The organism is Pseudomonas sp. DF5, assembly GCF_058148225.1.
Window position 1 is genome coordinate 140,000 of the sequence record NZ_JBYVYM010000009.1, and the last position, 25,765, is coordinate 165,764.

26 protein-coding genes are annotated in these 25,765 nt (G+C 59.9%); 6 read left to right on the plus strand and 20 right to left on the minus strand.

Annotated elements, in window-relative coordinates; all coding sequences use genetic code 11:
- The 4 genes from AC30D7_RS11005 to AC30D7_RS11020 all read right to left on the minus strand — a co-directional run bounded on the left by AC30D7_RS11005 (position 1) and on the right by AC30D7_RS11020 (position 3,872).
- Positions 1-303 carry a hypothetical protein gene (locus tag AC30D7_RS11005; protein ID WP_490134067.1) on the minus strand — a complete coding sequence of 101 codons (303 nt, stop codon included), beginning with the start codon at positions 301-303 and terminating at the stop codon, positions 1-3.
- Positions 304-453: 150 nt separating this feature from the next.
- Positions 454-783 carry a hypothetical protein gene (locus tag AC30D7_RS11010; RefSeq protein ID WP_028940228.1) on the minus strand — a complete coding sequence of 110 codons (330 nt, stop codon included), beginning with the start codon at positions 781-783 and terminating at the stop codon, positions 454-456.
- A gap of 537 nt (positions 784-1,320) precedes the next feature.
- The gene (locus AC30D7_RS11015) at positions 1,321-1,860 is read right to left on the minus strand and encodes a GNAT family N-acetyltransferase (protein WP_490134068.1); all 540 of its coding nucleotides are present in this window, start codon (positions 1,858-1,860) and stop codon (positions 1,321-1,323) included.
- Between the two features lie 62 nt (positions 1,861-1,922).
- Positions 1,923-3,872, minus strand: a complete 1,950-nt coding sequence (locus AC30D7_RS11020) for a DNA topoisomerase III (RefSeq protein WP_490134069.1) — start codon at positions 3,870-3,872, stop codon at positions 1,923-1,925.
- 232 nt (positions 3,873-4,104) lie between these two features.
- Here AC30D7_RS11020 and AC30D7_RS11025 point away from each other — a divergent pair, with 232 nt between their 5' ends.
- On the plus strand, positions 4,105-4,467 hold the full coding sequence (locus tag AC30D7_RS11025) for a DUF427 domain-containing protein (RefSeq protein ID WP_490134070.1): 363 nt from the start codon (positions 4,105-4,107) through the stop codon (positions 4,465-4,467).
- A 66-nt stretch (positions 4,468-4,533) separates the two neighbouring features.
- Here AC30D7_RS11025 and AC30D7_RS11030 read toward each other — a convergent pair whose 3' ends face one another.
- Positions 4,534-6,156 (minus strand): MFS transporter, encoded by a 1,623-nt coding sequence (locus tag AC30D7_RS11030; RefSeq protein ID WP_490134071.1) that lies wholly within the window; start codon positions 6,154-6,156, stop codon positions 4,534-4,536.
- A gap of 149 nt (positions 6,157-6,305) precedes the next feature.
- Entirely contained in the window at positions 6,306-7,970 is a 1,665-nt protein-coding gene (locus AC30D7_RS11035) for a GMC family oxidoreductase (protein ID WP_490134072.1), read from the minus strand.
- A gap of 134 nt (positions 7,971-8,104) precedes the next feature.
- Between AC30D7_RS11035 and AC30D7_RS11040 the strand changes: the two genes are divergently transcribed.
- On the plus strand, positions 8,105-9,001 hold the full coding sequence (locus tag AC30D7_RS11040) for a LysR family transcriptional regulator (RefSeq protein ID WP_490134073.1): 897 nt from the start codon (positions 8,105-8,107) through the stop codon (positions 8,999-9,001).
- A 235-nt stretch (positions 9,002-9,236) separates the two neighbouring features.
- Here the strand turns inward: AC30D7_RS11040 and AC30D7_RS11045 are convergent, their stop codons facing one another.
- The 7 genes from AC30D7_RS11045 to AC30D7_RS11075 are packed head-to-tail and all read right to left on the minus strand — an operon-like array spanning position 9,237 to position 15,541.
- On the minus strand, positions 9,237-10,613 hold the full coding sequence (locus tag AC30D7_RS11045; protein ID WP_490134074.1) for a sensor histidine kinase: 1,377 nt from the start codon (positions 10,611-10,613) through the stop codon (positions 9,237-9,239).
- Complete coding sequence (locus tag AC30D7_RS11050; RefSeq protein ID WP_490134075.1) at positions 10,610-11,272, minus strand: response regulator; 663 nt, start codon at positions 11,270-11,272, stop codon at positions 10,610-10,612. The genes AC30D7_RS11045 and AC30D7_RS11050 overlap by 4 nt, the downstream gene beginning before the upstream one ends.
- A gap of 12 nt (positions 11,273-11,284) precedes the next feature.
- Entirely contained in the window at positions 11,285-11,929 is a 645-nt protein-coding gene (locus tag AC30D7_RS11055; RefSeq protein ID WP_490134076.1) for a tetratricopeptide repeat protein, read from the minus strand.
- The gene (locus AC30D7_RS11060; protein WP_490134077.1) at positions 11,926-12,735 is read right to left on the minus strand and encodes an SDR family oxidoreductase; all 810 of its coding nucleotides are present in this window, start codon (positions 12,733-12,735) and stop codon (positions 11,926-11,928) included. The genes AC30D7_RS11055 and AC30D7_RS11060 overlap by 4 nt, the downstream gene beginning before the upstream one ends.
- Positions 12,722-13,396 (minus strand): iron-containing redox enzyme family protein, encoded by a 675-nt coding sequence (locus AC30D7_RS11065; protein WP_490134078.1) that lies wholly within the window; start codon positions 13,394-13,396, stop codon positions 12,722-12,724. The genes AC30D7_RS11060 and AC30D7_RS11065 overlap by 14 nt, the downstream gene beginning before the upstream one ends.
- Complete coding sequence (locus tag AC30D7_RS11070; RefSeq protein WP_490134079.1) at positions 13,393-14,874, minus strand: AMP-binding protein; 1,482 nt, start codon at positions 14,872-14,874, stop codon at positions 13,393-13,395. The genes AC30D7_RS11065 and AC30D7_RS11070 overlap by 4 nt, the downstream gene beginning before the upstream one ends.
- Positions 14,864-15,541: a thermostable hemolysin gene (locus tag AC30D7_RS11075; RefSeq protein WP_490134080.1), complete on the minus strand. Its 678-nt coding sequence runs from the start codon at positions 15,539-15,541 to the stop codon at positions 14,864-14,866. The genes AC30D7_RS11070 and AC30D7_RS11075 overlap by 11 nt, the downstream gene beginning before the upstream one ends.
- Before the next feature lie 186 nt (positions 15,542-15,727).
- Here AC30D7_RS11075 and AC30D7_RS11080 point away from each other — a divergent pair, with 186 nt between their 5' ends.
- A complete protein-coding gene (locus AC30D7_RS11080) occupies positions 15,728-16,300 on the plus strand; it encodes a cytochrome b (protein WP_064618341.1) in 573 nt (190 codons plus the stop codon).
- Between the two features lie 131 nt (positions 16,301-16,431).
- On the opposite strand, the gene AC30D7_RS11085 is transcribed toward AC30D7_RS11080, so the two are convergent.
- Positions 16,432-18,240 carry a monovalent cation:proton antiporter-2 (CPA2) family protein gene (locus AC30D7_RS11085; RefSeq protein WP_490134081.1) on the minus strand — a complete coding sequence of 603 codons (1,809 nt, stop codon included), beginning with the start codon at positions 18,238-18,240 and terminating at the stop codon, positions 16,432-16,434.
- Positions 18,241-18,431: 191 nt separating this feature from the next.
- On the opposite strand from AC30D7_RS11085, the gene AC30D7_RS11090 reads away from it, so the two are divergent.
- Positions 18,432-19,346, plus strand: coding sequence for a LysR family transcriptional regulator (locus tag AC30D7_RS11090; RefSeq protein ID WP_490134082.1), 915 nt, complete (start codon positions 18,432-18,434; stop codon positions 19,344-19,346).
- Here the strand turns inward: AC30D7_RS11090 and AC30D7_RS11095 are convergent.
- The 4 genes from AC30D7_RS11095 to AC30D7_RS11110 all read right to left on the minus strand — a co-directional run bounded on the left by AC30D7_RS11095 (position 19,336) and on the right by AC30D7_RS11110 (position 23,359).
- Positions 19,336-20,112: a substrate-binding domain-containing protein gene (locus AC30D7_RS11095; protein WP_018929737.1), complete on the minus strand. Its 777-nt coding sequence runs from the start codon at positions 20,110-20,112 to the stop codon at positions 19,336-19,338. The genes AC30D7_RS11090 and AC30D7_RS11095 overlap by 11 nt on opposite strands.
- 32 nt (positions 20,113-20,144) lie before the next feature.
- Entirely contained in the window at positions 20,145-21,437 is a 1,293-nt protein-coding gene (locus AC30D7_RS11100) for an MFS transporter (RefSeq protein ID WP_019579428.1), read from the minus strand.
- Between the two features lie 170 nt (positions 21,438-21,607).
- A complete protein-coding gene (locus tag AC30D7_RS11105; protein ID WP_490134083.1) occupies positions 21,608-22,681 on the minus strand; it encodes a diguanylate cyclase domain-containing protein in 1,074 nt (357 codons plus the stop codon).
- A gap of 216 nt (positions 22,682-22,897) precedes the next feature.
- Positions 22,898-23,359 (minus strand): hypothetical protein, encoded by a 462-nt coding sequence (locus tag AC30D7_RS11110; RefSeq protein ID WP_018929734.1) that lies wholly within the window; start codon positions 23,357-23,359, stop codon positions 22,898-22,900.
- A 576-nt stretch (positions 23,360-23,935) separates the two neighbouring features.
- Here AC30D7_RS11110 and AC30D7_RS11115 point away from each other — a divergent pair.
- The gene (locus AC30D7_RS11115) at positions 23,936-24,400 is read left to right on the plus strand and encodes a hypothetical protein (protein WP_019648870.1); all 465 of its coding nucleotides are present in this window, start codon (positions 23,936-23,938) and stop codon (positions 24,398-24,400) included.
- A 96-nt stretch (positions 24,401-24,496) separates the two neighbouring features.
- Positions 24,497-24,835: an FKBP-type peptidyl-prolyl cis-trans isomerase gene (locus AC30D7_RS11120; protein ID WP_018929733.1), complete on the plus strand. Its 339-nt coding sequence runs from the start codon at positions 24,497-24,499 to the stop codon at positions 24,833-24,835.
- A 324-nt stretch (positions 24,836-25,159) separates the two neighbouring features.
- Here AC30D7_RS11120 and AC30D7_RS11125 read toward each other — a convergent pair whose 3' ends face one another.
- Both AC30D7_RS11125 and AC30D7_RS11130 read right to left on the minus strand, forming a co-directional pair.
- Complete coding sequence (locus tag AC30D7_RS11125) at positions 25,160-25,495, minus strand: hypothetical protein (RefSeq protein ID WP_490134084.1); 336 nt, start codon at positions 25,493-25,495, stop codon at positions 25,160-25,162.
- A 25-nt stretch (positions 25,496-25,520) separates the two neighbouring features.
- Complete coding sequence (locus tag AC30D7_RS11130; RefSeq protein ID WP_490134085.1) at positions 25,521-25,760, minus strand: pyocin S6 family toxin immunity protein; 240 nt, start codon at positions 25,758-25,760, stop codon at positions 25,521-25,523.
- Positions 25,761-25,765 lie beyond the last annotated feature (5 nt).

The window sequence follows — 25,765 nt, forward strand, 5'->3', positions numbered from 1 at the left end:
TCAATCATCCACGGACTGGCAGATGCCATTGCCGCCTTTCTTGCTGGTATAAGTCACGGCTACCGTGTCGTCATCCGCGATGCTGATCGAGATCGTCACGTCGGACCCCTTGGCCTCGAAAAGACGATCGTTGATCATTTTGGTCTGGGCTTCTTTGCTGTTGATCATCACCGGACCATCCTGGTCGGCGTGGACCATGATGTTCCCGGGGCAGTCCACATCGAAGGCGGGAACGCCGGGAACACTGTTCGCATGGGCTGCACTCGCCAATGCCAGTAGCATGAATGTCAGGGTTGTTTTCATCGCAGACCTCCAGCAGATAAACCGATGTCCAGCGCACTGTTAACCATAGCCCTGTTCTTTTGACCCGGTGCGAAGTTAGAGGTGCAGACGCAAGAAACAAAAAAGGCCCCGCTCGATAACCGAGCGGGGCCTTCTTGTATTTGGGCGAGATCAGTACAACCGATCAATCACCCGAACTTCATTCTGGTTCTGCATCGAGGCCCAGGCCTGCTTCAGCGTTTGCAGCACGTTGCCGATGAAGTCCTTGTCGGCCGCGGCTTTCTTGCCGACATAACCCTGGCCGCGACGGTACATCTTCAGACGGGCCAGCAGGTTCTGGTTGTTCTTGTCGAACTCTTCTTCGTGGGCATGGGGCGAAAGGCAGTCGATATGGACCTGGCCCGATTTGCTGATCCACAGAATATGGCTGTCTTGGCTGTCTTTTTGCGCAGCGAACAAGCGAGCCAGTTCATCGATAGTAGGTTGATTGTTCAGATTCATAGTAAGCCCCTTGACCATTTGGTGATCTTTCAAAGTTGATTCGCTAATACAGGTAGCCCATCGGTTAGTTGATCCCTGGCACCGAAACCAGGACGTCAGCGGTCGACCGTCAATACGACGGGGTCGCGCATCTGTTGCATGTAGTCGTGTTGAATAACTGCTACGCAATAGCGTCACAACGAAGAGAAGCAGCGAAAACCTGGAGGCCACTGCCGACGTTTTCAGGGTCGGCCACAAGCTTCATGAGGATTGATCGCTAGCGTTTCTCGCCCTTGTACTGGACGTTCAGGCCAGGTCAGCTTCTTCAATCTGCCTTGTGGGCAGCGTGTATCCGGGAAAAACAGCTCGGCGGTCAGACGAACTTGCTCAAACGTGTTGCCTGTACTCCCGATCGGGGAGACGTCTGCATCATGCAAGGGCAAATCGGAGGCGTCAACGGTTTTGTAGTGATTATTTTTGTTCACTACATATTGTCGGACAAAGTGGTTTTGGAATTAGAAAGTCAGCGTGGCCAGCGCTTGGAGTCTTCGGCAGCGCTTACCCGGGCCCCGGAGGCGTTGCCGAAGGCTGCGATCTTTCAAAGCGGTAAACGGTGCATGGATAACCGTCAATCGGCAGTTGATGCACGGTGAACGCTCCGCCCGTGAGATCGGGCATCACCCTGGCCCAGAACAGCCGCGCAGGCTGGTTGGCATCGATGTGGAAAATCTGCCATTGACCAGGAAACAGGCTCAAGAGGGCAGAGACGACAAACTTCGCGACACCTTGGCCACGAAAGCGTCGACTGACGAAAAAGTAGCCGATGTTGTATTCGGCGCCGACGATATGGGTTTCGTCATCCACGGTCACGAACCCCGCCAGTTCGCCGTCGACCTTGATCAGAAACGGCCGGGTTGCCGGGTTGCGCCAGTAATCCAGTTTGGGCTGGACGTTGAATAAGCCATGTTCCCCGAGCTTCAGCGGCAACCATTCGCTGAAGTCGTACACGTAGAACTGCATCAGGTTTTCGATGATCTCCAGTTCGTCGCGCTGGGCGGCGTGCAGTTCTATCGAGGGCTGGCTCCTGATTGTCGCCATGATCGTACCTTCGGTGTCTTAACTGACATTGAAGAACACTAGACCATTTCGATTCGCTGCCCTCAAACCTTGCCCGCCGGTTTCGCCGCGCGCTTGGTTCCAGTCGAAGGCTTGCGTTTGGCGGGTTTGCGTTTGTTTTTCCACGGTGTGGCACCACGCCCGGCCGGGCTTGCCGGCCCGCTGATGGTCAGGTTCAGGCCGGCGCAGCGTGCCACTTGCTTGCTCATCCACGCGGCCTGTTTGGTGACGAATTCTTCCAGGCTCATTTCACCGCTCTGCACCATGTCCAGCGCCTGTTCCCAGATCGCCGTGGTACCAGGATCGGCAATCGCGCGCGGCACCGCATCGATCAGGCTGAAAGCCGCCGGCGTCGCGGCCAGGGCCTTGCCGTTCTTGATCAGATAACCGCGGTCGAGCAGGCCTTGGATGATCGAGGCGCGTGTGGCTTCGGTGCCGATGCCGGTGGTGTCCTTGAGCTTTTGCTTGAGCAGCGGATCTTCCACCAGTTTGGCGACGTTTTTCATCGCCTTGATCAGATCGCCTTCAGTGAACGGCTTGGGCGGCTGGGTCCAGAGGTCCTTGAGCTTCACGTCAGCCACCGCGCAGTCACGCCCTTCGGCCAGTGTCGGCAGTGTTTGCGGTGCCGGCGCTTCGCGGCCCTTGGCGGGCGCGAGGGCTTCGGGCAGGGCGCGTTTCCAGCCGGGCTCGACAATCTGCTTGCCCACGGCACGCAAGGCTTCACCGGCACAGTCGAAATCGGCCTGGGTCCGGTCGTATTCATGATTGGGCAGGAACTGCGCCAGGTAACGCGCACGAATCAGGGTGTAGACCGCCCGTTGCTTGCCCACCAGTCGATCGAGATTCTTCGCCGCGGCGGTCGGAATGATGCCGTGGTGCGCGCTGACCTTGGCATCGTTCCAGGCCCGCGAGCGGCGTTGCGGCTCCAGATAATCGTGCAAGGCGTTCAGGGCCGGATCGGCTTGCCGGAGCGCCGCCAGAATACCCGGCGCTTCGCTGTGCTGACTCAGGGGCAGGTAGCCGCAGTCGCTGCGCGGGTAGGTGATGACTTTGTGGGTTTCATACAGGGCCTGGGCGATATCGAGGGTTTCCTGGGCGCCGAGCCCGAGTTTTTTCGAGCAGACTTCCTGCAAGGTGCCCAGGTCGAACGGCAGCGGCGCGACTTCGCGCATGCGCTCGGTACGCAGCTTGATCACCCGAGCGCTCGCCGCGTTGCCAATGGCCGCAGCCGCCTGCCGGGCCAGCGCCTGATTCAGGCAGCGATCCTGATCGTCGCAGGCGTCCGATGCTGCACGCCATTGGGCCATGAATGCCGTGCCATCGTGCAGCAGTTGCACGTCGATGGCCCAGTAGGCCACCGGGACGAAATCGGCAATGCTGCGGTCGCGGTCCACCACCAGGCGCAAGGTCGGCGTCTGTACCCGACCGACCGGCAACACGCCCTGATAGCCGGACTGACGCCCCAGCAGGGTGAACAACCGACTCATGTTCATCCCGATCAACCAGTCGGCCCGGGAGCGCCCCAACGCCGAATGATAGAGGCTGAACGTCTCGGCCCCCGGCTTGAGCGCCGCCAATGCCTTGCGAATCGACGCATCGTCCAGTGCCGACAACCACAGCCGCTGGATCGGCCCGCGATAACGGCAATGCTCCACCAATTCCCGGGCGATCATTTCGCCCTCGCGGTCGGCGTCGGTGGCAATCACCAGTTCACTGGCCTCGCCGAGCAGGCGTTTGACCGCCTTGTACTGACTGGCCGTGCGCGGCTTGACGGTCATTTTCCATTTTTCGGGAATAATCGGCAGATCCGCCAGCACCCAACGCTTGTAGCGCGCGTCGTAGGCATCCGGCGGCGCGGTTTCCAGCAGGTGGCCGATGCACCAGGTCACCGTGACGTCTGTTCCCAACCAGCAGCCGTCGCCCCGACGCCGGGCGCCGAGCACGGCCGCGATGTCTTTGGCCTGGGAAGGTTTTTCACAGAGGTACAGCCGCATAACCACCATCGTCGATCAGGGTTCGAGAGGTGCACAGAATGGCGGGTGATGAGCGATGGAGCAATCTTTATCTGTATGGATGTACAGCTTGAGCTGTTGCTGTTGATGACAGCGGTCAATCTGGCGACTGAAGCACGCTCCGTTCGGCTGCGAAATATTCGCGAGACCCGGAACATGGGGTATACCTGATGGGGCGCAAACACAGCTCAACAGCAACAGAGGAACCGACCTCATGAAAGTCCCAGGTCCCGGTAACCCCATCTCCATCGTCCCTCAACCCGGTTGCGTGGTGGTGAAGTTCCATGGCATTCAAGTGGCGTCGTCCACTCGGGCGCTGGTCATGCATGAGACCAATTATCCTCCGGTGTACTACATCCCGCGGGAGGACATCGCCGAACAGTATTTCGCCCGCACCGACCACACCAGCTACTGCCCGTACAAGGGCGATGCTAGCTATTACAGCCTGCAGATCCCCGGGCATGAAAGTGCCAATGCGGTATGGAGTTATGAGCACCCCAAGGTGTCGGTTGCGCAGATTGGCGGGTATGTGGCGTTCTATCCTGACGAAGTGACGTTTGAGGTGCTCAAGACCTGATGTGCAGAAAACATTTTGTGGCGAGGGGGCTTGCACCCTCGCCACAAACTAACCTCCCGTTAGCGCTCAGTTTTTATCGAGGTCCACGTTCTTCGTCTCCCGCAAACACATCATCCCCACCACCAGGCTCACCCCGGTAATCACCACCGGGTACCACAGCCCGTAGAAAATATCCCCGGTGTACACCACCAGGGCAAACGACACCGTCGGCAGGAAACCGCCGAACCAGCCGTTGCCGATGTGATAGGGCAGGGACATCGAGGTGTAGCGGATGCGGGTCGGGAACAGTTCGACCATCAGCGCCGCCAGCGGGCCGTAGCACATGGCGGAGATGATGATCAGCGCGACGATCAACACCACGATCATCGGTTTATTGATCAGCTGGATGTCGGCTTTTGACGGATACCCGGCCAGGGTCACTGCGCCACGCAGGGCCGCTTCGTCAAAGCCGTCGAGCTTCACGTCACCGACGCTCACCTGCACACCGCTGCCGGTCGGGGCCGCTTCGCTGTTGTACGGCAGGCCCTGTTTGACCAGGAAGGTTTTGACCTTGTCGCACGGGCTATCAAATTTCGCCTTGCCCACCGGGTCGAACTGGAAGGTGCAGGTGGCCGGGTCGGCCAGTACGGTGATCGGTGCCTGACGGCTGGCCTGGTCGATGGCCGGGTTGGCGTAGTGGGCGATGGACTTGAAGATCGGAAAGTACAGTGCAGTCGCCAGCAGCAGGCCGATCATCAGCACCGGTTTGCGCCCGACTTTATCCGACAGCCAGCCGAAGAAAATGAAGAACGGTGCGCCAATGATCACGCTGACAATCAGCAGACTGTTGGCCAGGGCCGGGTCCATTTTCAGGAACTGCGTGAGGAAGAACAGCACATAGAACTGCGCGGCATAGAAGGTCACCGCTTGCCCGGCGTTGATGCTGAACAGGGCGATCAGCACCACTTTAAGGTTGTCCCATTTGCCGAAGGAATCGCGCAGCGGCGACTTGCAGAGTTTGCCTTCCTCTTTCATTTTCACGAACGCAGGCGACTCGTGCAGGCTCAGGCGAATCCAGGTGGAGATGCCCAGCAGCACGATTGAAAACAGAAACGGAATGCGCCAGCCCCAGACTTCAAACTGGTCGCCGGTGAAGTAACGGCAGCCGAGCACCACCAGCAGCGACAGCAGCAAGCCGAGGGTGGCGGTGGATTGAATCCAGCTGGTGTGGAAGCCGCGTTTGCCGATCGGTGCGTGTTCGGCGACGTAAGTCGCAGCGCCGCCATACTCACCGCCCAGCGCCAGACCTTGAAGCATGCGCAGCACCACGAGGACGATCGGCGCGGCGATGCCAATACTCGCGTAGGTTGGCAGCAAGCCGACGCAAAAGGTTGCAAGGCCCATGAGGACGATGGTCGCGAGGAACGTGTATTTACGCCCGATCATGTCCCCCAGGCGTCCGAACACCAACGCACCGAACGGCCGCACGATGAAGCCGGCGGCGAAGGCCATCAGCGCGAAGATGAACGCCGTGGTGTCGTTGACCCCGGCAAAGAACTGTTTGCTGATCACCGCCGCGAGGGCGCCGTAGAGGAAAAAGTCATACCACTCGAACACCGTCCCCAGGGACGAGGCGAAGATGACTTTCTGGGTTTCCTGACTGGTGCCCGCGCTGCGGACGGCTTCCAGGGGCTGAACATGTTCTGACATATCGGTATCCCTCACAGTGATTGTTTTTGTTGTTCCACTGTCGGCGCCAGCCTTGTGGCGGGTGCCGCGTTTATCCATAAAGCGGGGTGTACGTCGATCTTTGTAGGAGCGAAGCTTGCTCGCGAAGGCGTCAGACCTGACACACCGCGTCATCGTTCTTCGCGGGCAAGCCTCGCTCCTACAGTGGGCTTCTGCGGGTTGAGGCTCCTTGTGTCTGGACTGAGGATCAGTTGCGCGGCTTTCTCGGCGATCATCAATGTCGGCGAGCAGGTGTTGCCCGAGGTGATGCGCGGCATGATCGAGGCGTCGGCGATGCGCAGGCCGGGGATTCCATGCACGCGCAGCTCAGCGTCGACTACCGCGTCCGCGTCGTTGCCCATCCGGCAGGTGCCCACCGGGTGGAAAATGGTGGTGCCGATCCGGGCGGCGGCTTCGTGCAATTGCTCTTCGCTCTGCAAACTGTCGCCGGGCAGGTATTCCACCGGTTTGAACGCTTGCAGGGCGGGGGCGCGAACGATGCGGCGGGTCAGGCGGATCGCGTCGGCTGCCACTCGCAAGTCTTCGGGATGGCTCAGGTAATTGGGCTGAATCAGCGGCGCTTCTCGCGGGTCGGCAGAGCGAATGTCTATGCGCCCACGGCTTTGCGGGCGCAGATCACAGACCGATGCGGTGAAGGCGGGGAAGGCGTGCAGCGGCTCGCCGAAACGCTCCAGCGACAGGGGTTGCACGTGGTATTCGAGGTTCGCCGAGGTCTGTTCCGGCCCCGAGCGGGCGAAGGCGCCGAGTTGGCTTGGCGCCATCGACAATGGGCCGCTGCGGTCATACAGATAACGCAGACCCATGCCCATCTTGCCCCACAGCGTGCCGGCGATCTGGTTCAGGGTGCGGGCGTTTTCCAGTTTGTAGATCAGCCGCAGTTGCAGGTGGTCCTGCAGGTTGCCGCCCACGCCGGGCAGTTCATGGGCAACGCCGATACCGAGTTGTTGCAGCAGCGGGCGAGGGCCGATGCCGGAACGCTGGAGGATGCCGGGTGAACCGACGGAGCCGGCGCACAGGATGATTTCCTTGCGCGCCTTGAAGGTTTTCGCCTGATCTTGCCAACGGGCGCTGATCGCCGAGGCACGGCCGTTTTCCAACAGCACGCGGTCGACTTCAACATCGGTCAGCACCGTGAGATTGGCGCGGTGGCGGACCGGTTTGAGAAACGCCTTGGCCGCGTTCCAGCGCACCCCGGCTTTTTGGTTGACCTGGAAATAACCGCAACCTTCGTTGTCGCCCCGGTTGAAGTCATCGATGCTGGCAATGCCGCTTTGTTCGGCAGCAGTGCGGAAGGCATCGAGAATCGGCCACGACAGACGTTGCCGCTCGATCCGCCATTCGCCAGCGGCGCCGTGAAATTCCGAGTTACCGGCAAAATGGTTTTCGCTCTGTTTGAACAGCGGCAGCACGTCTTGCCAGCCCCAGCCGGGATTGCCCTCGGCTGCCCAGCCATCATAGTCGCCAGCCTGGCCGCGCATGTAGATCATGCCGTTGATCGAGGAACAGCCGCCAAGCACCTTGCCTCGCGGGTAGCTCAGGGCGCGGCCTTGCAGGCCCGGTTGCGACTCGGTCTTGAAACACCAGTCGGTGCGCGGGTTGCCGATGCAGAACAGGTAACCCACCGGGATGTGAATCCACGGGTAGTTGTCGCGGCCGCCGGCTTCGAGCAGCAACACGCGGTGTTGCGGGTTGGCCGACAGTCGATTGGCCAGCAAACACCCGGCCGGCCCGGCGCCGACCACGATGTAATCGTATTCATCAAGGGAAGTCTGCATCCCTGACCTCGTATTGTTGTTCTTGTTGTCGGTCATCCTAGTTGTTAGCTTTCGTTAAAAGAATGTTAGTTTTTGCGCAGCTGCTGTGCGTTTTTAAACAGCCGTTAGTAACGGCATAACGTCAAGGATGGTTCATGTTCGACTGGAATGACCTGCGGTTTTTTCTTGAATTGCAGCGCAGCGGCCGCTTGCTGACCGCCGCCCGCCGCTTGAACACCACCCACGCCACCGTGGCCCGGCACATCGAGGCCATCGAAAAAAGCCTCGGCACCGCGCTGTTCGTCCAGCATGCCCAGGGCTACGAATTGACCCCGGCCGGCGAAGCGCTGCTCAAGCATGCTGAGGCCATGGAAAACGTCGCGTTGCTGGCCCAGGAAGAAATCACCCAATCCACCGCGCCGCTGGGCAAGATCCGCGTCGGGGTGACGGAGGGGCTGGGCATCATGTTCCTCGCCAGCCGCATGAACGGGTTGTTCGAACGCTATCCGGGGTTGGAAGTGGAACTGGTGGCGGTGCCGCGCTTCGTCAGCATCCTCAACCGTGAAGCGGAGATCAGCATTCACCTCGAACGCCCGGCCGCCGACATGCTGGTCACCCGCAAACTCACCGACTATCGACTGGCGCTCTACGCCAGCCAGGCCTATCTGGACCGCTCGCCACCGCTGCGCAGCCGCGAAGACCTCGGCCGCCACGCGTGGATCGGCTACGTCGATGATTTGCTGTTCAGCCAGGAACTGATGTTCCTCAACAGCTTTTGCCGCAACCCCCAGGTGGTGTTTCACAGCACCAGCGTCATCGCCCAACAACAGGCCGCACGCTCGGGCCTGGGGATCGCCGTGCTGCCGTGCTACATGGCCAGCGCCGATTCTGAACTGGTGCCGTTGCTGCCGGACGAAAGCATCCAGCGCAGCTATTGGATCAGTACGCGGCGCGAGCTGCACAAATCGGTGCGGCTGCGGGTGTTGTGGGATTACGTGGTGGAGTTGTGTGAGCGTGAGCAGGCTCTGCTGCGAGGCTCCATTCCTCTGTAGGAACGAGCGGTGCGGCGATCCGACTTGCCTGCGAAGGCGTCAGGTCTGGCACACCGCGTTATCGTTCTTCGCGGGCTAGCCTCGCTCGGGTAATGGAATCTTGAGTCAGTGAGAAACCTGTGGCGAGGGAGCTTGCTCCCGCTTGAGTGCGTAGCACTCACAAAAATCGGCGATTGTTCAGATTTTGGGGTCGCTACGTAGCCCAGCGGGAGCAAGCTCCCTCGTCACAGAGTGTTCAATGGTGCGGGTCAACAGGGATCGACAGCGTCGCTCGCAACCCGCCTTCCGGTGGGTTGACCAGGGTAATCCGCCCACCCAGCTGCGTCGCGATGGTGTTGACGATGGCCAGTCCCAAGCCTGCGCCGCCGGTGTTTCCGCGGCTGTAGAAGCGTTCGAACAATCGTGCGCGATCCGCTTCGTCGATACCCGGTCCCTGGTCCTGGACGCTCAAATTGTAGAACCCGTCGTCCTGGCACAGTTGCACGGTGATGACGCCATGCTCCGGCGAAAAATTCGCCGCGTTGGTGACCAGGTTGTTCAGGGCGATATCGATGGCGCCGGCATCGGCGAGGACTTTGAAAGGCCGGTCCTCGGCGTCGAAAGCCAGTTCCAGGTTCCTGCTCAGTAACCAGGGAGTGAGCTGGGCCAGGCTGGCGCGCACGGTTTCACTCAGGTCGATGCTGTGCAGCACCGGCACCACGGCCTTGGGTTCGAGACGGGCCATGGTCAGCAACTGATTGACCAGACGGCTGGCGCGATCGACCCCGGCAATCAGAAATGCCAGGGACTCACGACGTTCCTGTTCCGTGCCGGCCTCCAGCAGGTTTTGCGCATGCACCCGCAACACGGCCAGTGGCGTGCGTAATTCGTGGGCGGCGTCGGCGATGAAGCGTCGCTCACGGCCCAGCACCTCTTGAATTTGCGCGAGCATGCGATTGAGCGCCGCTTGCATCGGTTCCAGTTCGCTGGGCAACGGGGTCAGTTGCAACGGCTCCAGAGAACCGCTGTGCCGTGCCCGCAAGGTTGCTGCCATATCGGCCAGGGGTTTGAGTCCCCAACCAATGGCCAGCCAGACCATGGCCGCCAGTATCAGACTGCCCAACACATTGGGCCATAGGGTGTGACGCACGATCCGGTCGACCAGGTCCGCACGCACATCATCCCGTTCACCGACCCAGATGCGCAGGTCATTTTGTTTGTCTTCGAGCACGAACACCCGCCAATGACGGTTGTTCAAATCCACCACATCGCTGAAACCATGCGTTGTCGGCGGCGCGGTGAAGGAGGGCGCGCTGGCAGTGTGCACCAGCACTTCGCCCTTGCGATTCCACACCTGAAAGGCAATTTTGCCTTCATAGGGGTGACCATCGACGCCCGGCACCGCTTCACTCAAGGCCTTGTTGAACGCTTGATACAGTTCGGCGTGTTCTTGGCTGGCCAGCGGCATGCGCATCACACCCTGCAGCAGTCGGGCGTTCTGCGCCAGTTGGGCATCGTAGACTTCGGCAATTTCGTGATTGCTGTCGTGCAGGTTGAACACACTGATGATTGCCAGCCCCGTCAGCATCAGGCCGATGATCAGCGTCAGGGTGCGATGCCGGATAGACGTCATCGACGCTCCTCCACCAGATAACCCACCCCACGAATGGTGCGGATCAGATCGGTGGAGAATTTCTTGCGCAGGTGATGGATGTGCACTTCCAGGGTGTTGCTTTCGGCTTCTTCGTTCCAGCCGTAAAGCAGTTGCATCAAGTGATCGCGGGTCATGACCCGGCCCGGAGGCGAGAGCAATTCATGGAGCAGTTGATATTCCTTGGGCGTCAGCGCCACCGGCTCGCCCTGATAACTGACTTGCTGGGTGCCGGGGTTCAGGCTGATGCCGGCGTGTTCGATCAGCACTTGCGCGCGACCGGCACTGCGGCGCAACAAGGCCCGCAGGCGAGCCTTGAGTTCGGCCAGGTCGAAGGGCTTGATCAGGTAATCGTCGGCGCCGGCATCCAGCCCGGCGATGCGGTCTTCGGTGGCGTCCCGGGCGGTGAGGATCAGCACCGGCAGGTTCGAGCCGCTGGCACGCAAGCGGCGCAACACTTCCAGACCGTCCATGCGCGGCAGGCCGAGGTCGAGCACCGCCACATCGAAGGTTTCGCTGAGCAGTGAATGCAAGGCGTTGCTGCCGTCCTGCAGCCAGTCAACGGTGTAACCCTCACGGCCCAGCGCCTGATGAATGCCCTCGCCAAGGGCCACGTCATCCTCGATCAGTAATAAGCGCACACGGGACTCCTGTCAGTCGAGTTTCTTGTTTACGTCACCCAGTAATGCTTCGATCTCTTTGCGACGCCCGGCGTCGGCGCTTTCCCGGCCAGGACGGGGCGCGGCGTGCAGGGCTTTTTGCAGTGCATCCCGAGCTTCACCATAGCGCTTTTGACGGTAAAGGTGATCACCCCAGAAGTACAGACTGTCGATGCCGGTCGGGTTCAGCTCCAGAGCCTGCTTCAACAGCTGTTCGGCCTTGTCGGCATCGCCGAAACCGATAGGCCAGCCGGGCACTCGATCATACAGCGCCGCGAGGCTGGTGTAGGCCGAGCCTTGCAGGGCCTTGGGATCGATGGTCAGGGCTTTTTCCAGATCGACTTTGGCTGCCTTGGCCTTGCTCAGGGCACCGAGGCCACCCTGGGCTCCGGCCCAACTGCTGGTGACGATACCGGACCAGATCCACGCTTCAGCCAGGGACTGGCGTTCCCGGGTAAACGCGGAAGCCTGGGCTGCAAGTTTTTCGAAGGCGGCGCTGCGCTGTTCGGCGGGCAATTCGTACTGGATGTGCGCCCAGCTTTGTTGAATGGCGTTGAGGCGCTGCTGATCGGCGGCTTCCAGCGCCCAGACGCTTTGGCTCAGCACGGCGAGCAACAAGCAGGTGAGAAATTTCTTCATGGTTTGAGGCTCTCCTTATCGGGCTTCTGACTCAGGCGACGGATCAGCGGCAATTGCTTGCGCAAGCCACGGTCCACCAGATGCGGCAACAGACTGTTCAGGCGCACGAAAAAGCGTTCCGGCCAGCCCAGGTACAAGTCGCGACGGTCGCCGGCAATGGCGTGGATGACCGCTGAAGCGACGGTTTGCGGGTCGTCGACATTGGCTTTGAGCGCATCGTTCAGCGCTTGGGCCGCCGCGCTGTTCATGCTGGTATGGGTTGCCCGGGGAGCGACATAGAGCACGTTGATCCGGGTATCGGCCAGTTCCCGGCGCAGGGCTTCGGAGAAACCGCGCAGGGCAAACTTGGTGGCGCAATAGCTGGCGTAACCGGGGTAGCCGATGGAACCGTAGGTCGAACCGACGTTCACCACCATGGCACTCTCGGCCTGCTTGAGCAGCGGCAGCAACAGCCTGGTCAGGCAGATCGGCGCGCTGACGTTCACTGCGAGCATGGCGTTGATCTCGCTGTCATCGAGCTGTTCGAGCATGGCGAAGTGATTGACGCCTGCGGCATTGATCAGCAGGTTGATGTCGCCGATGGCCTCGGCCGCCGCCAGCACTTTGCGCCGGTCATCAGGCAGGGTCAGGTCCGCCCCGACCCAGCGCAACTGCTCCGGGTAGCGCTCGAGCAAGGGCTCCAACGACGCTCGATGCCGGGCCACGGCCAATACATGGGCGCCGCTGGCACACAGGGTGCTGGCGATGGCCAGGCCGATGCCGCCGCTGGCGCCGGTCAATACCACGCGTGCCTCAGACGGGCGCATGCAGATTCTCCCCATCACGCGGCAGGCCCCGGAACATGTCGGTGTAGAGCGTGTACACGACCTTCGAGGCATGAATCACCGCAGCCTGGTCGGCCGGGTCTTCGAGCAGGTTCATCAAGCGGCGGTAGGTCTGCATGTGTTCGATATCCAATGAGCCGTGGGAGCTCAGGTAGCTGAAGGCGGTTTCCGGCAGCACCAGGCGTTCGCGGATGCTGGCGGCCGCGTGGGTGGCCAGGGCAATGCTGGTGCCTTCCAGCACGTTGACCATGCCGAACAGGCCCACCGGGTTGTCCCGGGCAATCAGGTCGTAGAGGAAACTGACCATCAACTCGATCGGCAGCGATGGACGACCGTCACGCACGGCGTCTTTGTCACCGCCACAGGCCGCGATATCGTCGAGCACCCACTGTTCGTGACCGTATTCGTCTTCGATGTACTCGCACACCGCTTTGCGCAACCATTCCAGACGCTGCGGCAGACGTGCGCCGCACGCCATCATCAACGGCACGGTATGGCGCACATGGTAGTAAGCCTGGGTGAGGAAGGCGCGGTAGCTGTCCAGGCTCACGTTGCCTTGAAGGGCATCGCGGATGATCGGCAGATTGAACAGCTCGTGGCGTTCCTGATGAGTGGCTTCTTGCAGGGTGTCGAAAAAACTCATGGTGCAGATACCTCGGGGAAAACGGATTCAGTGAGCTGCGCCCGATAACGCTCGACGATGGCGTCGCGGCGCGGTCGGCCATTGGCGGTCAGCAGGCCGTTGGCGGGGGTGAAGGGTTGATCGAGACGGGTCCAGTGATGAACCTGGGCGTAATCGGGCAATACCTCATTGGCCTCGGCTACGGCGGTGGCCAGCTCTTCATCAGTGCAGTCCGGCCGATGGGGCCAGAGCAGAGCGTGGTTGCTTGGCATCGCTTCGCCGTAGACGAACGCCTGAGCGATGTGGCGACGCTGGGTGAGTTCGGCCTCGACCCATTCCGGATTGACGTTGCGGCCGAAACTGGTGATGAACTGATGCTTCTTGCGCCCGTTGAGGTAGAGAAAACCTTCCGGGTCGAACTCGCCGAGATCGCCGGTCGGCCACCATTCATTGTGGTAGGGCGCTTGCCCCAGATAACCGAGCAGGGTCGAGCCCTTGACCAGCACTTCGCCGTCGTCGGCCAGGCGAATTTCGACATGGGGCAGGGGCCGGCCGACGCTGCCGGGGCGGTGTGCTCCGGGGCGATTGAGGCACACCACCGACGTGCACTCCGACAACCCGTAACCCTCGTACACCGGCATGCCGATGCGTTGGGCACGGTGCAGCAGCTCTTCGGAAACCCGCGCACCGCCCACGGCGGCAAAGCGCAACGATTGGGGGTTGAACGCTTTCTGCTCGGCGGCACTGACCAGCATCAGCAGCAACTGTGGCACCAGGATCAAACTCTCGGGCGCGCGGGAGGCCAGACACCCCAGCAGCCGCGGTACATCGACACCGCTGGCGCCCTGAATACCCAGGGTTTTCTGGCTCGGCACGCTGAGGGTCGCGCCGGCATACAGCGCGGCATAGCAGCCTAGGTTTTCCAGCAGAATCGCCAGGGGCAGCAGCGCCAGGTGATGCCGCGGATCGGTGGGCTTGCTCGCTTGATCCAGTTCACGGGCCACCCGCAAAAGGCTTTCGGCGCTCAGGCACACGCCTTTGGGCGTGCCGGTGGTGCCTGAGGTGAAGGTCAGTTTGGCGGTGCCTTCGGGTATCAGGTTCGGGCCGCTGAAGGTGCGATGCCAGAATTCACCGTTTTTTTCGTAGCCCGCCGCTTGCAGTTCGGCCTCCAGTTCCGGTTCGGCAATCACCAGTTCGGCCTGGCTCTGTTGCAGGCAATGATTGCGTTGCGCCGGGCTGAAGAAGGGCGGCAACGTCAGGCAGGTCAGCCCTTCGAACAGGACGGCCAGGTCCCAGAGCATCGCCTCGGAGCCATTATCCAGGGCCAACGCGACCACCTTGACGTGCTCATCGCGCAGTCGCTGTTGGCGATCCGTGACCTCGGCATACAGCGTGGCGTAGTCCAGTTTCAACTGATCGCCCCATAGGGCGACGGCGTTGCCTTTGTGTTCGGCGTGCTGGCGCAGGGTTTGTTTGAAACGCTCCATTTCAGGCGACATGGCTGGACTCCTCAAGGGACGTTGGCAGCCCCAGGCGATTGAACAGGCCGATGTTGCGCAGATGAATGAAACCGGCGCGGATGTTGCCGACGTGCACCCATGGCTGGCTCTCGTAATAACTGCCCCAGTGGTGACGGTCCTCTCCCAGCCGCTCGGGGTCGGCGGCGCAGAGCGTCACCGGCTTCAAACCCAGGCGATGAAAACTGTTTACCAGCCCGATGTTGCCGGTGAACGCCACCCATTCCAGCCCGCCCATGGCCAACAGGTAGGTGATGGCGATGATGCTCAGCCGCGCACTGCCGGTATCGCTGGCGGCGAGGTTACCGACCTCGACAATCCCGACCCGGTCTACCGGTTGGCCGGCAGCGGCGCTGATCAGCGGATCGATCGGCTCGTCCAGGTAACGCTCCAGAAACAACGGTTCGGTACTGGCCAGTCGCATCCCGGCCACCGCACACAGCGTGTCGGACTCATCGCTCAGGCCGAACAGTTGCGGCATGAAATGGCGGATATCGGCGCCATGGGCTTTTCGGAAACGCTGCTGGATAAAAGCTTCGAAGACGGGTCGCTGGGCATCGTCCGGCAAGGCCCTGGCCAGGCTCATCTGCGAGGTTTCGGCTTGACCGAAGTGCAGGGGCAGGGGGATGTTCCAGTCAAAATCGTGCATGGGTAAGAACGCCTCCCCTAGTCAGTTTGGGGGGAGTATTGAAGGCGATTCTTAACGAAGTCTGAAGGCGGTCTTCAGATTGTCTTAAGACTGGACAGGCAGGGTGGCGCCGGTCGGTTCGACGAAACCGGATCCAGGCTGCACGAAATGAATCGGCAGCCACCACCGATCTACACGAGGCTCTGTATGACCCGAGATTCAGCAGTACACCGGTATGGAAAACTCTCGATCACCTTGCACTGGCTGATGTTGGCGCTGTTCGTCGGCGTTTATGGCTGCATCGAGATCAAAGGGCTACTGCCCCGTGGAAGTGATTTGAGGGGCCTTTTCCTGGGGCTTCACGGCTTATTCGGATTGAGCATTTTTGCGTTGGTCTGGGTTCGCCTGCTCGGGCGTCTCACGCCCCGGCCACCGATTACCCCGGCCCTGTCAACCTGGCAGACCGGCGTCTCGCACCTCATGCACCTGGCGCTGTATGTGCTGATGATTGCAACACCGCTATTGGCCTGGTTGATGCTGGCCGCCGGCGGCAAGCCGATGCCGTATTTCGATTTCTTCCTGCCGGCGCCGGTGGCGGTTGATCCCGTGCTGGCCAAGCAATTCAAGCATTGGCATGAGTGGCTCGGCAGTGCCGGTTACTGGCTGATCGGTTTGCACGCGGCGGCGGGGTTGGTCCATCACTACTGGGTTCGCGACAACACGCTCACGCGCATGCTGCCCAAGGGCTTTGGTGCGGGTGTCAACGAGCGTCAGCGATAAAACTCCCGGAGTTGCCTGGTGTACCGCGTTATCGTTCATCGCGGGCAAGCCCGCTCCCACAGGGATTTGTGGTGCTACATAGCTCCACTGTGGGAGCGAGGCTTGCCCGCGAAGAGGCCCTCACCGTCACCTCAAACCTTACCCGCTTCCTCTTCCAGCTGATCCGACTCAAACAACTTCGCCAGTTCCGCCCGCGCTTCCTGCGCCGTCTGCATCACCTTGGCCGCATCGTCATACACCGCGTGCTGAGCCTCCAGCACCTGTTCGTCGTGATGGGTAAAGCGCTTGATCCGCGCATCCGCCTGGGCTTGGGTCAGCCCAAGGCCAACCAGGGTGCGCCGGGTCATTTCCAGGCTGGAGTAATAAGTTTCCCGCACCGCCTGCGCCCCCACATCCACCAACCGGTGCACATGCTGACGGTTACGGGCGCGAGCGATGATTTTGATGTGCGGATAAAGCTTGTGCACCAACTCGGCCGTCTTGATGTTGGTCTCTGGATCATCGGTGGCGATCACAAAGTACTCTGCTTGCTCGACCTTGGCCGCGCTGAGGATTTCCGGGCGCATCGGGTCGCCGTAGAACAGCGGCACGCCGCCGAAGCTGCGGGACAGTTCGATGGTTTCCACCGACGTGTCGAGGGCGATGAACTTGATGTTCTGCGCCCGCAGAATCCGCGCCACGATCTGCCCCATACGGCCCATGCCCGCAATGACCACGCGGGGCGAGTCGGCGTCGATTTCGCGGAACTTCTGCGGCACCTCCACCGGTTGCACCTTGGGTTTGACCAGCCGTGCGCAGGCCAGCAGCAGCAGCGGCGTCAGCGCCATCGACAGGGTGATGGTCAGCACCAGCAAGTCGTACAGATGCGGCTCGAACAAACCCTGATCCCGGCCGATCTTGAACACCACGAAGGCAAACTCACCACCGGCCGCCAGCACGATCCCCAAACGAATCGCATTGACCTTGCCCAAGCCTCCAGCCAGTCGACCGACCACAAACAGCAGCGGTAGCTTGATGGCGATCAGCAGCAGGGTCAGCCCCAGCACCGCCAATGGCATGCTTAGAAGCAGGCTCAAATTCGCGCTCATGCCGACGCTGATAAAAAACAGCCCCAGCAGCAGGCCCTTGAACGGCTCGATCTGTGCTTCCAGTTCGTGGCGGTATTCGGAGTCCGCCAGCAGCAAACCGGCGAGGAACGCGCCGAGTGCCATGGACACGCCGGCCAGGTCCATCAGCCACGCGGTGCCGATGACCACCAGCAAAGCCGTGGCGGTGGACACTTCCGGCAGACCAGTCTTGGCCACCACGCGAAATACCGGACGCAACAGATAGCGCCCGCCGATCACCACCACCGCAATACTGCCCAGCACCCGCAAGCCATGGTTCACATCTGCGGCGGCGCTGCTGGTGTGATCACCGCCGGCCAGCAGTGGCACCATCGCGATCAACGGGATCGCGGCGATGTCCTGGAACAGCAAAATCGCGAACGCCAACCGCCCATGGGGGCTGGTCAATTCCTTGCGCTCGGCCAGGCTCTGCAAACCAAACGCGGTGGACGACAATGCCAGGCCCAGGCCCAACACGATGGCACTGTTCAGGGACTGGCCGAACACGAACAACGCCAGCACGCCAATCACTGAACCCGTCAGCAACACCTGCGCCAGACCCACGCCGAACACCGATCTGCGCATCACCCACAAGCGTCGTGGCGACAGCTCAAGGCCGATGATGAACAGCAACAACACCACCCCGAGTTCGGAAATATGAAGAACGCTTTGCGGGTTGCCAATCAAGCCCAGCACCGACGGCCCGATGATCACCCCGGCAAACAGATAACCGAGCACTGCCCCCAATTGCAGGCGCTTGGCCAGGGGGACGGTGAGCACCGCCGCGAATAAAAAGACGACAGCGGCTTGTAACAGGTTGCCTTCGTGGGGCATGCGAAACTCCAGAAACTCGAAACAGCGGGGCGCACAGGATAAAGGCTGGAGCCGGATGCGTCAGCCATGAACGAAAACGTTTGGGCCTCGCGATGGCCGTTTTGCAGGCACCCAGATGTCGTTACATTTAGCATCAATTAGTGATACTCATAGGATAAGCTGATCAATCCGTTCGTTCTCGAGTGCGTACCATGGCCATTAACTTCGACCTTAACGATCTGCAAGCCTTTCGCGCCGTGGTGGAGCAGGGCAGCTTTCGCAAGGCCGCGGACACCGTACGCATCTCCCAACCAGCCCTCAGCCGGCGGATCGAAAAGCTCGAAGACGCTCTGGGCGTGAAATTGTTCGAGCGCACCACTCGCCGGGTCAGCCTGACTCAGGCCGGGCGTGGTTTCATGCCCAGCGTCGAGCGCCTGCTGGATGACCTGGACGTGGCGCTACTGGGTATCAGCGAAGTCGCCTCGACCCGGCTTGGGCATGTCACCGTCGCCTGTGTGCCGTCGGCGGCGTACTACTTCATGCCGCGCGTGATCGCCCACTACCATCGGCAATTTCCGCGGATCAAGGTCAAGGTGCTCGATTCCAGCGCCCACGAGGTATTGAGTGCCGTGGTCAACGGTGAAGCGGATTTTGGCCTGAGCTTCATGGGCACCCTGGAGGCCGAAGTCGATTTCGAGCCGCTGGTGCAGGAAGGTTATGTGGTGGCGTGCAGACGAGATCACCCCCTTGCAGGACGCAGCAGCGTGACATGGGATGAGTTTTATCAGCAGGATTACATCTCGCTGGACAAGACTTCGGGCAATCGCTTTTTGCTGGATCAAGCGCTGACTGGCGTGGTGCCGCAGCGGCCGAGCATCTGCGAAACCCGTCATGTGACGACCATGATCGGTCTGGTGGAGGCCGGGTTGGGCGTGGCTGCCGTGCCATTGATGGCGATGCCGGCGGCGGACCACCCAATTCTGACGCGGGTACCGTTGACCGATCCGCAGGTAATGCGCAGTGTTGGTTTGATCAAGCGCCGGGGTCGTACGTTAACCCCGGCGGCATTGGCTTTGGAGCGCCTGGTGGTGGAAATGAAAATCCAGCAACCTTCGGTCAGTGGCTGACTGAGTCCAGCCCCGTCGCTTTTACGTCCGGCTGGGCTGCGCTGGAGGCCAGGTACTCAAGCAGCGCCTTGGCCTCGGCCGGGTGTTGCGCATTGACCGGAATACCGGCGGCGAAACGGGTGACCGATTGCACCGATTCCGGAATTTTCGCCACAAAACTCACCCCAGGCACCGGTAGCAATTCGCTGACCTGCTGGAAGCCCAGTTGATAATCGCCGGTGGCAACCACCGAGCCCACCGGGATTTTCGGAATCATCTTCGATTTGGGTTTGAGCTGGTTTTCGATGCCCAGACGCTTGAACAGTTGATCCTCGATATACACGCCGCTGGCACTGTCGGAGTAGGCGACTGACTTGGCGTCAAGCAAGGTTTTTTTCAGGCCTTCCACCGAGCTGATGTCCGGCTTCGGCGCACCTTCACGCACCACCATGCCGATCCGCGAATCCGCCAGTTCGACCCGTGAAGCGGGATCGACTTTGCCTTGCTTGATCAGGTCGTCGAGGGCATAGCCGACCATGATGACTACGTCGGCTTTCTCACCGCGGGCCAGGCGATTGGGAATCGCTTCCGGTGCTTTTCCCATGGATGGACCGAGGGCGGTGTCCAGGGTGTTGCCGCTAGACTCGGCGAATTTCGGACCGAGGATTTTGTAGGCCGCCGTGAAACCACCGGACGTCATTACACGGATTTCTTCAGCCTGGGCGATCGAACTCAGACCGAGACTGGCCACCAGGGCCAGGGCGGTAAAGTTGAAAAACCTTTTCATCAAATAGCTCTCGCAGTTAGAGGTTGGGTGGTTCACGACACGGCCGGTTGCAGGCGGCCAGAGGCACGGCGATAGAGAAACAGCGTCGCGCACAGGGCACAGAACGCGGCGAAACTCATCCAGTAACCGGGTGCGGCCTTATCGCCGGTGTACTGGATCAGGAAGGTCGATATGGCCGGTGTGAAACCGCCGAACACCGCCGTCGCCAGGCTATAAGCCAAAGAGAAACCTGCGACCCGAACCTCGACCGGCATGATTTCCGTCAGCGCGGCGATCATCGCGCCGTTGTACAAGCCATAAATGAACGACAGCCACAGCAGCACCAACAGCATGTTGATGAAACTCGGTGCTTGCACCAGATAGGTCAGCGCCGGGTAGGCCGTGGCTAACGTCAGCAACGCCATGGCGATCAGTACCGGGCGACGACCGATGCGATCCGAAAGCGCGCCGCCAATCGGCAACCAGAAAAAATTCGAAACGCCCACCAGCAAGGTCACCAACAGCGCATCGGAGGTATTGAGGTGCAGCACGGTTTTGCCGAAGGTCGGCGCGTACACGGTGATCAGATAGAACGCGGTAGTGGTCAGGGCGACCATCATCATCCCGGCGAACACGATGACCCAGTTCTGTCCCAGGGTGCGGAACACGTCGCCCATGCTTGGCCGGTGTTTACGGGCGGCGAACTCTTCGGTTTCTTCCAGGTTACGGCGCAGGAAGAAGATGAAAGGCACGATCATGCAGCCGACGAAAAACGGAATCCGCCATCCCCAATCGGCAATCATCGTCGGCGCCATCCATTGGTTCAGACCATAGCCCAAAGCCGCCGCGACGATGATCGCCACTTGCTGGCTCGCGGATTGCCAACTGGTGAAGAAACCTTTGTTGCCGGGAGTGGCGATCTCCGCGAGGTACACCGATACACCGCCCAGTTCCGCACCGGCCGAGAAGCCTTGCAGCAATCGGCCGATCAGCACGATGGCCGGGGCGAACAGCCCGATGGTTTCGTATCCGGGCACCAGCACAATCAGAATCGTACCGCTGGCCATGATCGACAGGGTGACGATCAGCCCCTTGCGGCGCCCCACGTCATCGATGTAAGCGCCCAGTATCACGGCGCCCAACGGACGCATCAGGAAGCCGGCGCCGAACACCGCGAACGTCATCATCAGGGACGCAAACTCGCTGCTGGCAGGGAAAAATACGGCAGCGATCTGCGTGGCATAGAAGCCGAAAAGGAAGAAATCGAATTGCTCGAGGAAGTTGCCCGAGGTCACTCGGAAAATCGCACTGGTCCGGGAGCGACCGGAATGGATTGATGCTGTCATTGACGTGTACTCCACCGCTTTTATGACGTGCACTGCCTGGACGCGGTGCACGGTTCTTATTGGGGTGGATAGTGGAGCAGGGGCATCGATATGTTAATTGCATAGTTGGTATGCATTGATGCGTGAAGCGAATCAATGTTGCCGACCCAGAGACTCGGCGTTTACCCAGGCTATTCGCTGTGAACGCGTATCGGGCTGATGTTCCCCAACCGATACTGATTATTGCCGCTGCGCTTGGCCTCATACATCGCCAGGTCGGCAATGTGGATCAACCGGTCCATGCTCGGTGCATGGTCCGGGAACACCGCAACCCCAAGGCTGCTGCCGATGTGGCGCTGGTCGTTGCCGATGGTCACAGGCGGTGCAAGCTCGATGAAGATTTTCTGGCAGATGCTGCGGGCTTCGTCTTGCAGGCTGTTGCCTTGGGGGAGGCCTTGGAGGATGACCACGAACTCGTCGCCGCCAATCCGGGCGACGGTGTCGGTTGAACGCAGGATTTTCTTCAGGCGTGTCGCGGTGGTGATCAGCACGCGGTCGCCGGCGGCATGGCCGTAGTGGTCGTTGATCGCCTTGAACCCATTGAGGTCGACAAACACCAGCGCCACCCGTGTGGCACTGAGGCGGGCGTGTTCCAGGGCAGCGGACAGGCGCTCTTCGAGCACCAGGCGATTGGGCAGGCCAGTCAACGGGTCGTAATGGGCCAGGTGTTGCAGGTAACTGGCGGAAGCTTTTTCTTCGGTGATGTCGCGTACAACGCCCATCATCTTGATCGTTGCGTCATGGTCGTTCTTGACCACATTGCCGGTTTCCCGCAGCCAGCGGATGCTGCCGTCCGGCCAGACCACGCGGTATTCCTCGTCGTGGTTTTCGCCGGTCTCCAGGCAGCGCAGTTCACCGGCGCGGACCTTGACCCGGTCGTCCGGGTGCACGCAGGCACAGAACAACGCGTAGGAGGGCGTCACCTCGCCGATCTTGAACCCGAACATGCCGTAGATCGCATCCGACCAATAGAGCTTGTCGGTATCGACCTCCCAGTCCCAGGTGCCGATGCGGGCGAAGTATTGGCTGCGTTTGAAGCGTTCGGCGTCGCCTTCCTGGTGGATGCTTTGTCCCTCAGTGAGGCTGTCGATCAGCGCACGACACTCGGCCAACTGCTTTTGCAACGAACGATCGCGCCAGATCAGCGCGACGATCAGGGCAAGGGTCAGTGAGCCGATGGTGACGTCGGTCCAGAGCTGACTCATTGAGAAATTGCGCTCATGGCGTATCGAACCGTGGGGGAGGTGGCGGGTATATTAAGGCTCTGTACGAAAAACTGCCTGCATGTCGATCATGCTGCGTTAAAAACAGGCTCGGAATGCTCATTTACAACCCGTAAACTCCGCTTCATCGCCTGTTTTTGCCTTGCCTGATCGACACTCGGCGACTTTTCGTACAGACCCTGGCAAGCAGGAGGTGGGTCAGTTCACCACTGACGGTTGCGTCGCGACCGAGACGGTGAAGGTCACGACAACCAGCACGACGAGTACCCAGAACATCACCATGACTGTCAGCATGACGACCTTCAGGCTTTGATAAAGCCAGCGCAACCAATGGCCTTCGGGTTTTGCTTCTGAGCGGGTTCTGAGTACGCCTTTCAAATAGAAGCCGAGGAGGGCCAGCAGTGCGCCGTCAATCAACAGCGCAGGCAGGCCGGCTTCGGGGAAAATGCTTCCCCACCGATAGAATGACGACCGGCTCAGGAACACCACATAACAAATGAGGCTGCCGTAGGGGATGGCTCTCCACCATTTACCGGCCAGCGCTCCGACCATCAGGCACATAATCACCATGAACGGGTTGAAGAGAATATTGATCATCCACTCCAGTACGTTGGGGAAGTAGCCCGGGGAATGGATGCTGCGCCAGATGTGTTCAAACATTGTTCAGGCTCCTGCCTTCTATGGAGTAAGTGGTGCTTCGGTGCTTCCGTGCCGCTGCACGGTATCGGCGTATTGTCGGGTTACATAAGTCCTGTTGTGTAAATTAGGGTCTGTACGAAAAGTCGCCGAGTGGCGATCAGGCAGTTTTCGTATAGTGCCCAGTTCACGACCACTGCCGGATGCAGAGCGAAATGGTTGCCAATAGCCTGCATTTCAGGAAAGCGGTGAATTGCTGGAAGTGCTGACGCGGGATGATTGATGGGCGTGTGGCAATAGACCGTCCAACATTTTGGGGGCAGATCAGGTTGCCTTCGTGGGGCACGGGAAACTCCAAAAACTCGATACGGCGGGGGCGCACAGGATAAAGGCTGCGACGAGACGCGTCGGCCATGAACGTACGACGTTGTTGGCTGACACACCGTTATCGTGAGCAGGCTCGCGATGGCGATCTCACTATTACGCCAGTGCCACTTCAAACCGTCTGAAACAATCAGCTACGGCGGGCTGATTGATATTGTCCACCGTTCGAGTAAAACGCATAGGGTGTTTGAGTGACTGGATGTCAGGAGCGACTCGTTGGAAAAGAAACCCCTCTACCGCAAGATTAACACTCGTACCTGGGGTGTTCGGCTGAATGATTACTCGGGTGAGTACCGTCATCAGCGCCATACCAAAGCCGAAACCCACAGTGAGTCGTCACGCGGTTCGATGCATGGCACTCGTCGGCATGGATTCGATTACACACCATTGTTCCGGTTCCTGCTGTCCCGCGTCGGCCGGCAATGGGATGAGGTTTTTAGCGAAGCGGTGGCTCGCCTGGATCGACCTGAGCCGGTGTTCTGGATGGTTGCCCTGCATGAAAAGGACAGGCAGGAGCAGGTGCGGCTGGGGGAGTCGAGCTATTTCAGCGGTTTGTATGTCGATGATCAGGGCTGTCTGCAGATCGTCAATCCTGAACTGACGGCTGAGTACATGACCCCTTTCTGCCCTTGTTGCACCCACACCTTTAACGGCATTCCTTTTGGCCAACCCAAGGAGTGAACGGATTAATCGACCCGGCTTGCCAATAGCCCGCATTTCTGGGAAAACGGCGCCCATCAAGCCCGCTCGGGCAAGCGCACAGATAGAGTGAATGTCATGAATGATGAGTTGCAGGTAATCGACCTTGAAGTGGGCGACGGCAAAGCTGCCGTCAAAGGCGCGCTGATCACCACCCAATATCGCGGGTGGCTGGAAGACGGCACCGAATTCGATTCTTCCTACAGTCGGGGCAAGCCTTTTCAGTGCGTGATTGGCACGGGGCGGGTAATCAAGGGCTGGGACCAGGGAATCATGGGCATGCAGGTCGGCGGTAAGCGCAAGTTGCTGGTGCCGGCGCACCTAGCCTACGGCGAGCGCTCGATGGGGGCGATTACGCCGAATTCGAATCTGATTTTCGAAATTGAATTGCTGGAAGTGCTGACGCGGGATGATTGATGGGCGAGTGAATTGAAATGATTAACCCCGCTGTCTCTGAGAGGAGAGCGCGGTTTTTTTGCTATCTGTGGCGAGGGGGCTTGCCCCCGTTGGGTTGCGCAGCGACCCCAAATCCAATCCATCGCGTTTTCTCAGGACTGACCGCATACGCTGATTTTACGACTGCTGCGCAGCCGAACGGGGCGATGCGGAGTTCCGACAAGCCCCCTCGCCACGGATGCTCATTCCAACAACTATTTTTGCTGAAGGCTTGATCGGCTATTACTGCGGATCGATGTTATCCAGCGCCCGGTTCACGGCCAGTTCCCTTTGCGGGTGGGCAAGTCAGGTGAATGCCTCAATATCATCAAGGGTGTCCGCCACAGTTCCTTCCAGGGAGGGGAATTTTTCCTTCACCTTCTCAAGGGCCGGGATGACAGCACCCACATCCAGTTCAGCATGTCTGCGGGCTATGTGACCGAGCGCGGTGATGGCAGATGCTGCAACTGATTCGGACTCACTCTCGAGGTACTTCAGACAGGTGTCCTGAGCCCAGGACTTGTCTTGTTCATTCAGGCCAATAGAAATCAATGCGGCGACAACGCTGGTTTCTACGTTGCTAGCTAGAAGCCTCGTCGCTTCCTCGTGGCTCATTGATGGGTCTTGGTAGAGAAGGCTCACTTTTTAACTCCCATCTCAGTTGTACCTACTCTCGCACCCCTATGAAGAGATCCAGTTCGGTCGGTAACTGCTCATTGAGAGCTATAGCGATTTGTTGGATTTGCTCGCCGGTTAGTAACCATTCTCCATCCGCGCTTTCTTCAAGACTTTTCCACCCAAGAACACCCATTACCGCGACTTCAAACTCAGGTCGAACTGTAAAGTCGTATTTTAAGGAATCATCTTCGTCATCATCTTTTAAAAAACCACTAATCCATAAAAACATAAATA

Bases quoted from the DNA above. Each gene is read 5' to 3' on its own strand.
- AC30D7_RS11005 (WP_490134067.1), bottom strand. From the start codon at position 303: ATGAAAACAACCCTGACATTCATGCTACTGGCATTGGCGAGTGCAGCC.
- AC30D7_RS11010 (WP_028940228.1), bottom strand. From the start codon at position 783: ATGAATCTGAACAATCAACCTACTATCGATGAACTGGCTCGCTTGTTC.
- AC30D7_RS11015 (WP_490134068.1), bottom strand. From the start codon at position 1,860: ATGGCGACAATCAGGAGCCAGCCCTCGATAGAACTGCACGCCGCCCAG.
- AC30D7_RS11020 (WP_490134069.1), bottom strand. From the start codon at position 3,872: ATGCGGCTGTACCTCTGTGAAAAACCTTCCCAGGCCAAAGACATCGCG.
- AC30D7_RS11025 (WP_490134070.1), top strand. From the start codon at position 4,105: ATGAAAGTCCCAGGTCCCGGTAACCCCATCTCCATCGTCCCTCAACCC.
- AC30D7_RS11030 (WP_490134071.1), bottom strand. From the start codon at position 6,156: ATGTCAGAACATGTTCAGCCCCTGGAAGCCGTCCGCAGCGCGGGCACC.
- AC30D7_RS11035 (WP_490134072.1), bottom strand. From the start codon at position 7,970: ATGCAGACTTCCCTTGATGAATACGATTACATCGTGGTCGGCGCCGGG.
- AC30D7_RS11040 (WP_490134073.1), top strand. From the start codon at position 8,105: ATGTTCGACTGGAATGACCTGCGGTTTTTTCTTGAATTGCAGCGCAGC.
- AC30D7_RS11045 (WP_490134074.1), bottom strand. From the start codon at position 10,613: ATGACGTCTATCCGGCATCGCACCCTGACGCTGATCATCGGCCTGATG.
- AC30D7_RS11055 (WP_490134076.1), bottom strand. From the start codon at position 11,929: ATGAAGAAATTTCTCACCTGCTTGTTGCTCGCCGTGCTGAGCCAAAGC.
- AC30D7_RS11060 (WP_490134077.1), bottom strand. From the start codon at position 12,735: ATGCGCCCGTCTGAGGCACGCGTGGTATTGACCGGCGCCAGCGGCGGC.
- AC30D7_RS11065 (WP_490134078.1), bottom strand. From the start codon at position 13,396: ATGAGTTTTTTCGACACCCTGCAAGAAGCCACTCATCAGGAACGCCAC.
- AC30D7_RS11070 (WP_490134079.1), bottom strand. From the start codon at position 14,874: ATGTCGCCTGAAATGGAGCGTTTCAAACAAACCCTGCGCCAGCACGCC.
- AC30D7_RS11075 (WP_490134080.1), bottom strand. From the start codon at position 15,541: ATGCACGATTTTGACTGGAACATCCCCCTGCCCCTGCACTTCGGTCAA.
- AC30D7_RS11080 (WP_064618341.1), top strand. From the start codon at position 15,728: ATGACCCGAGATTCAGCAGTACACCGGTATGGAAAACTCTCGATCACC.
- AC30D7_RS11085 (WP_490134081.1), bottom strand. From the start codon at position 18,240: ATGCCCCACGAAGGCAACCTGTTACAAGCCGCTGTCGTCTTTTTATTC.
- AC30D7_RS11090 (WP_490134082.1), top strand. From the start codon at position 18,432: ATGGCCATTAACTTCGACCTTAACGATCTGCAAGCCTTTCGCGCCGTG.
- AC30D7_RS11095 (WP_018929737.1), bottom strand. From the start codon at position 20,112: ATGAAAAGGTTTTTCAACTTTACCGCCCTGGCCCTGGTGGCCAGTCTC.
- AC30D7_RS11100 (WP_019579428.1), bottom strand. From the start codon at position 21,437: ATGACAGCATCAATCCATTCCGGTCGCTCCCGGACCAGTGCGATTTTC.
- AC30D7_RS11105 (WP_490134083.1), bottom strand. From the start codon at position 22,681: ATGAGTCAGCTCTGGACCGACGTCACCATCGGCTCACTGACCCTTGCC.
- AC30D7_RS11110 (WP_018929734.1), bottom strand. From the start codon at position 23,359: ATGTTTGAACACATCTGGCGCAGCATCCATTCCCCGGGCTACTTCCCC.
- AC30D7_RS11120 (WP_018929733.1), top strand. From the start codon at position 24,497: ATGAATGATGAGTTGCAGGTAATCGACCTTGAAGTGGGCGACGGCAAA.
- AC30D7_RS11130 (WP_490134085.1), bottom strand. From the start codon at position 25,760: ATGTTTTTATGGATTAGTGGTTTTTTAAAAGATGATGACGAAGATGAT.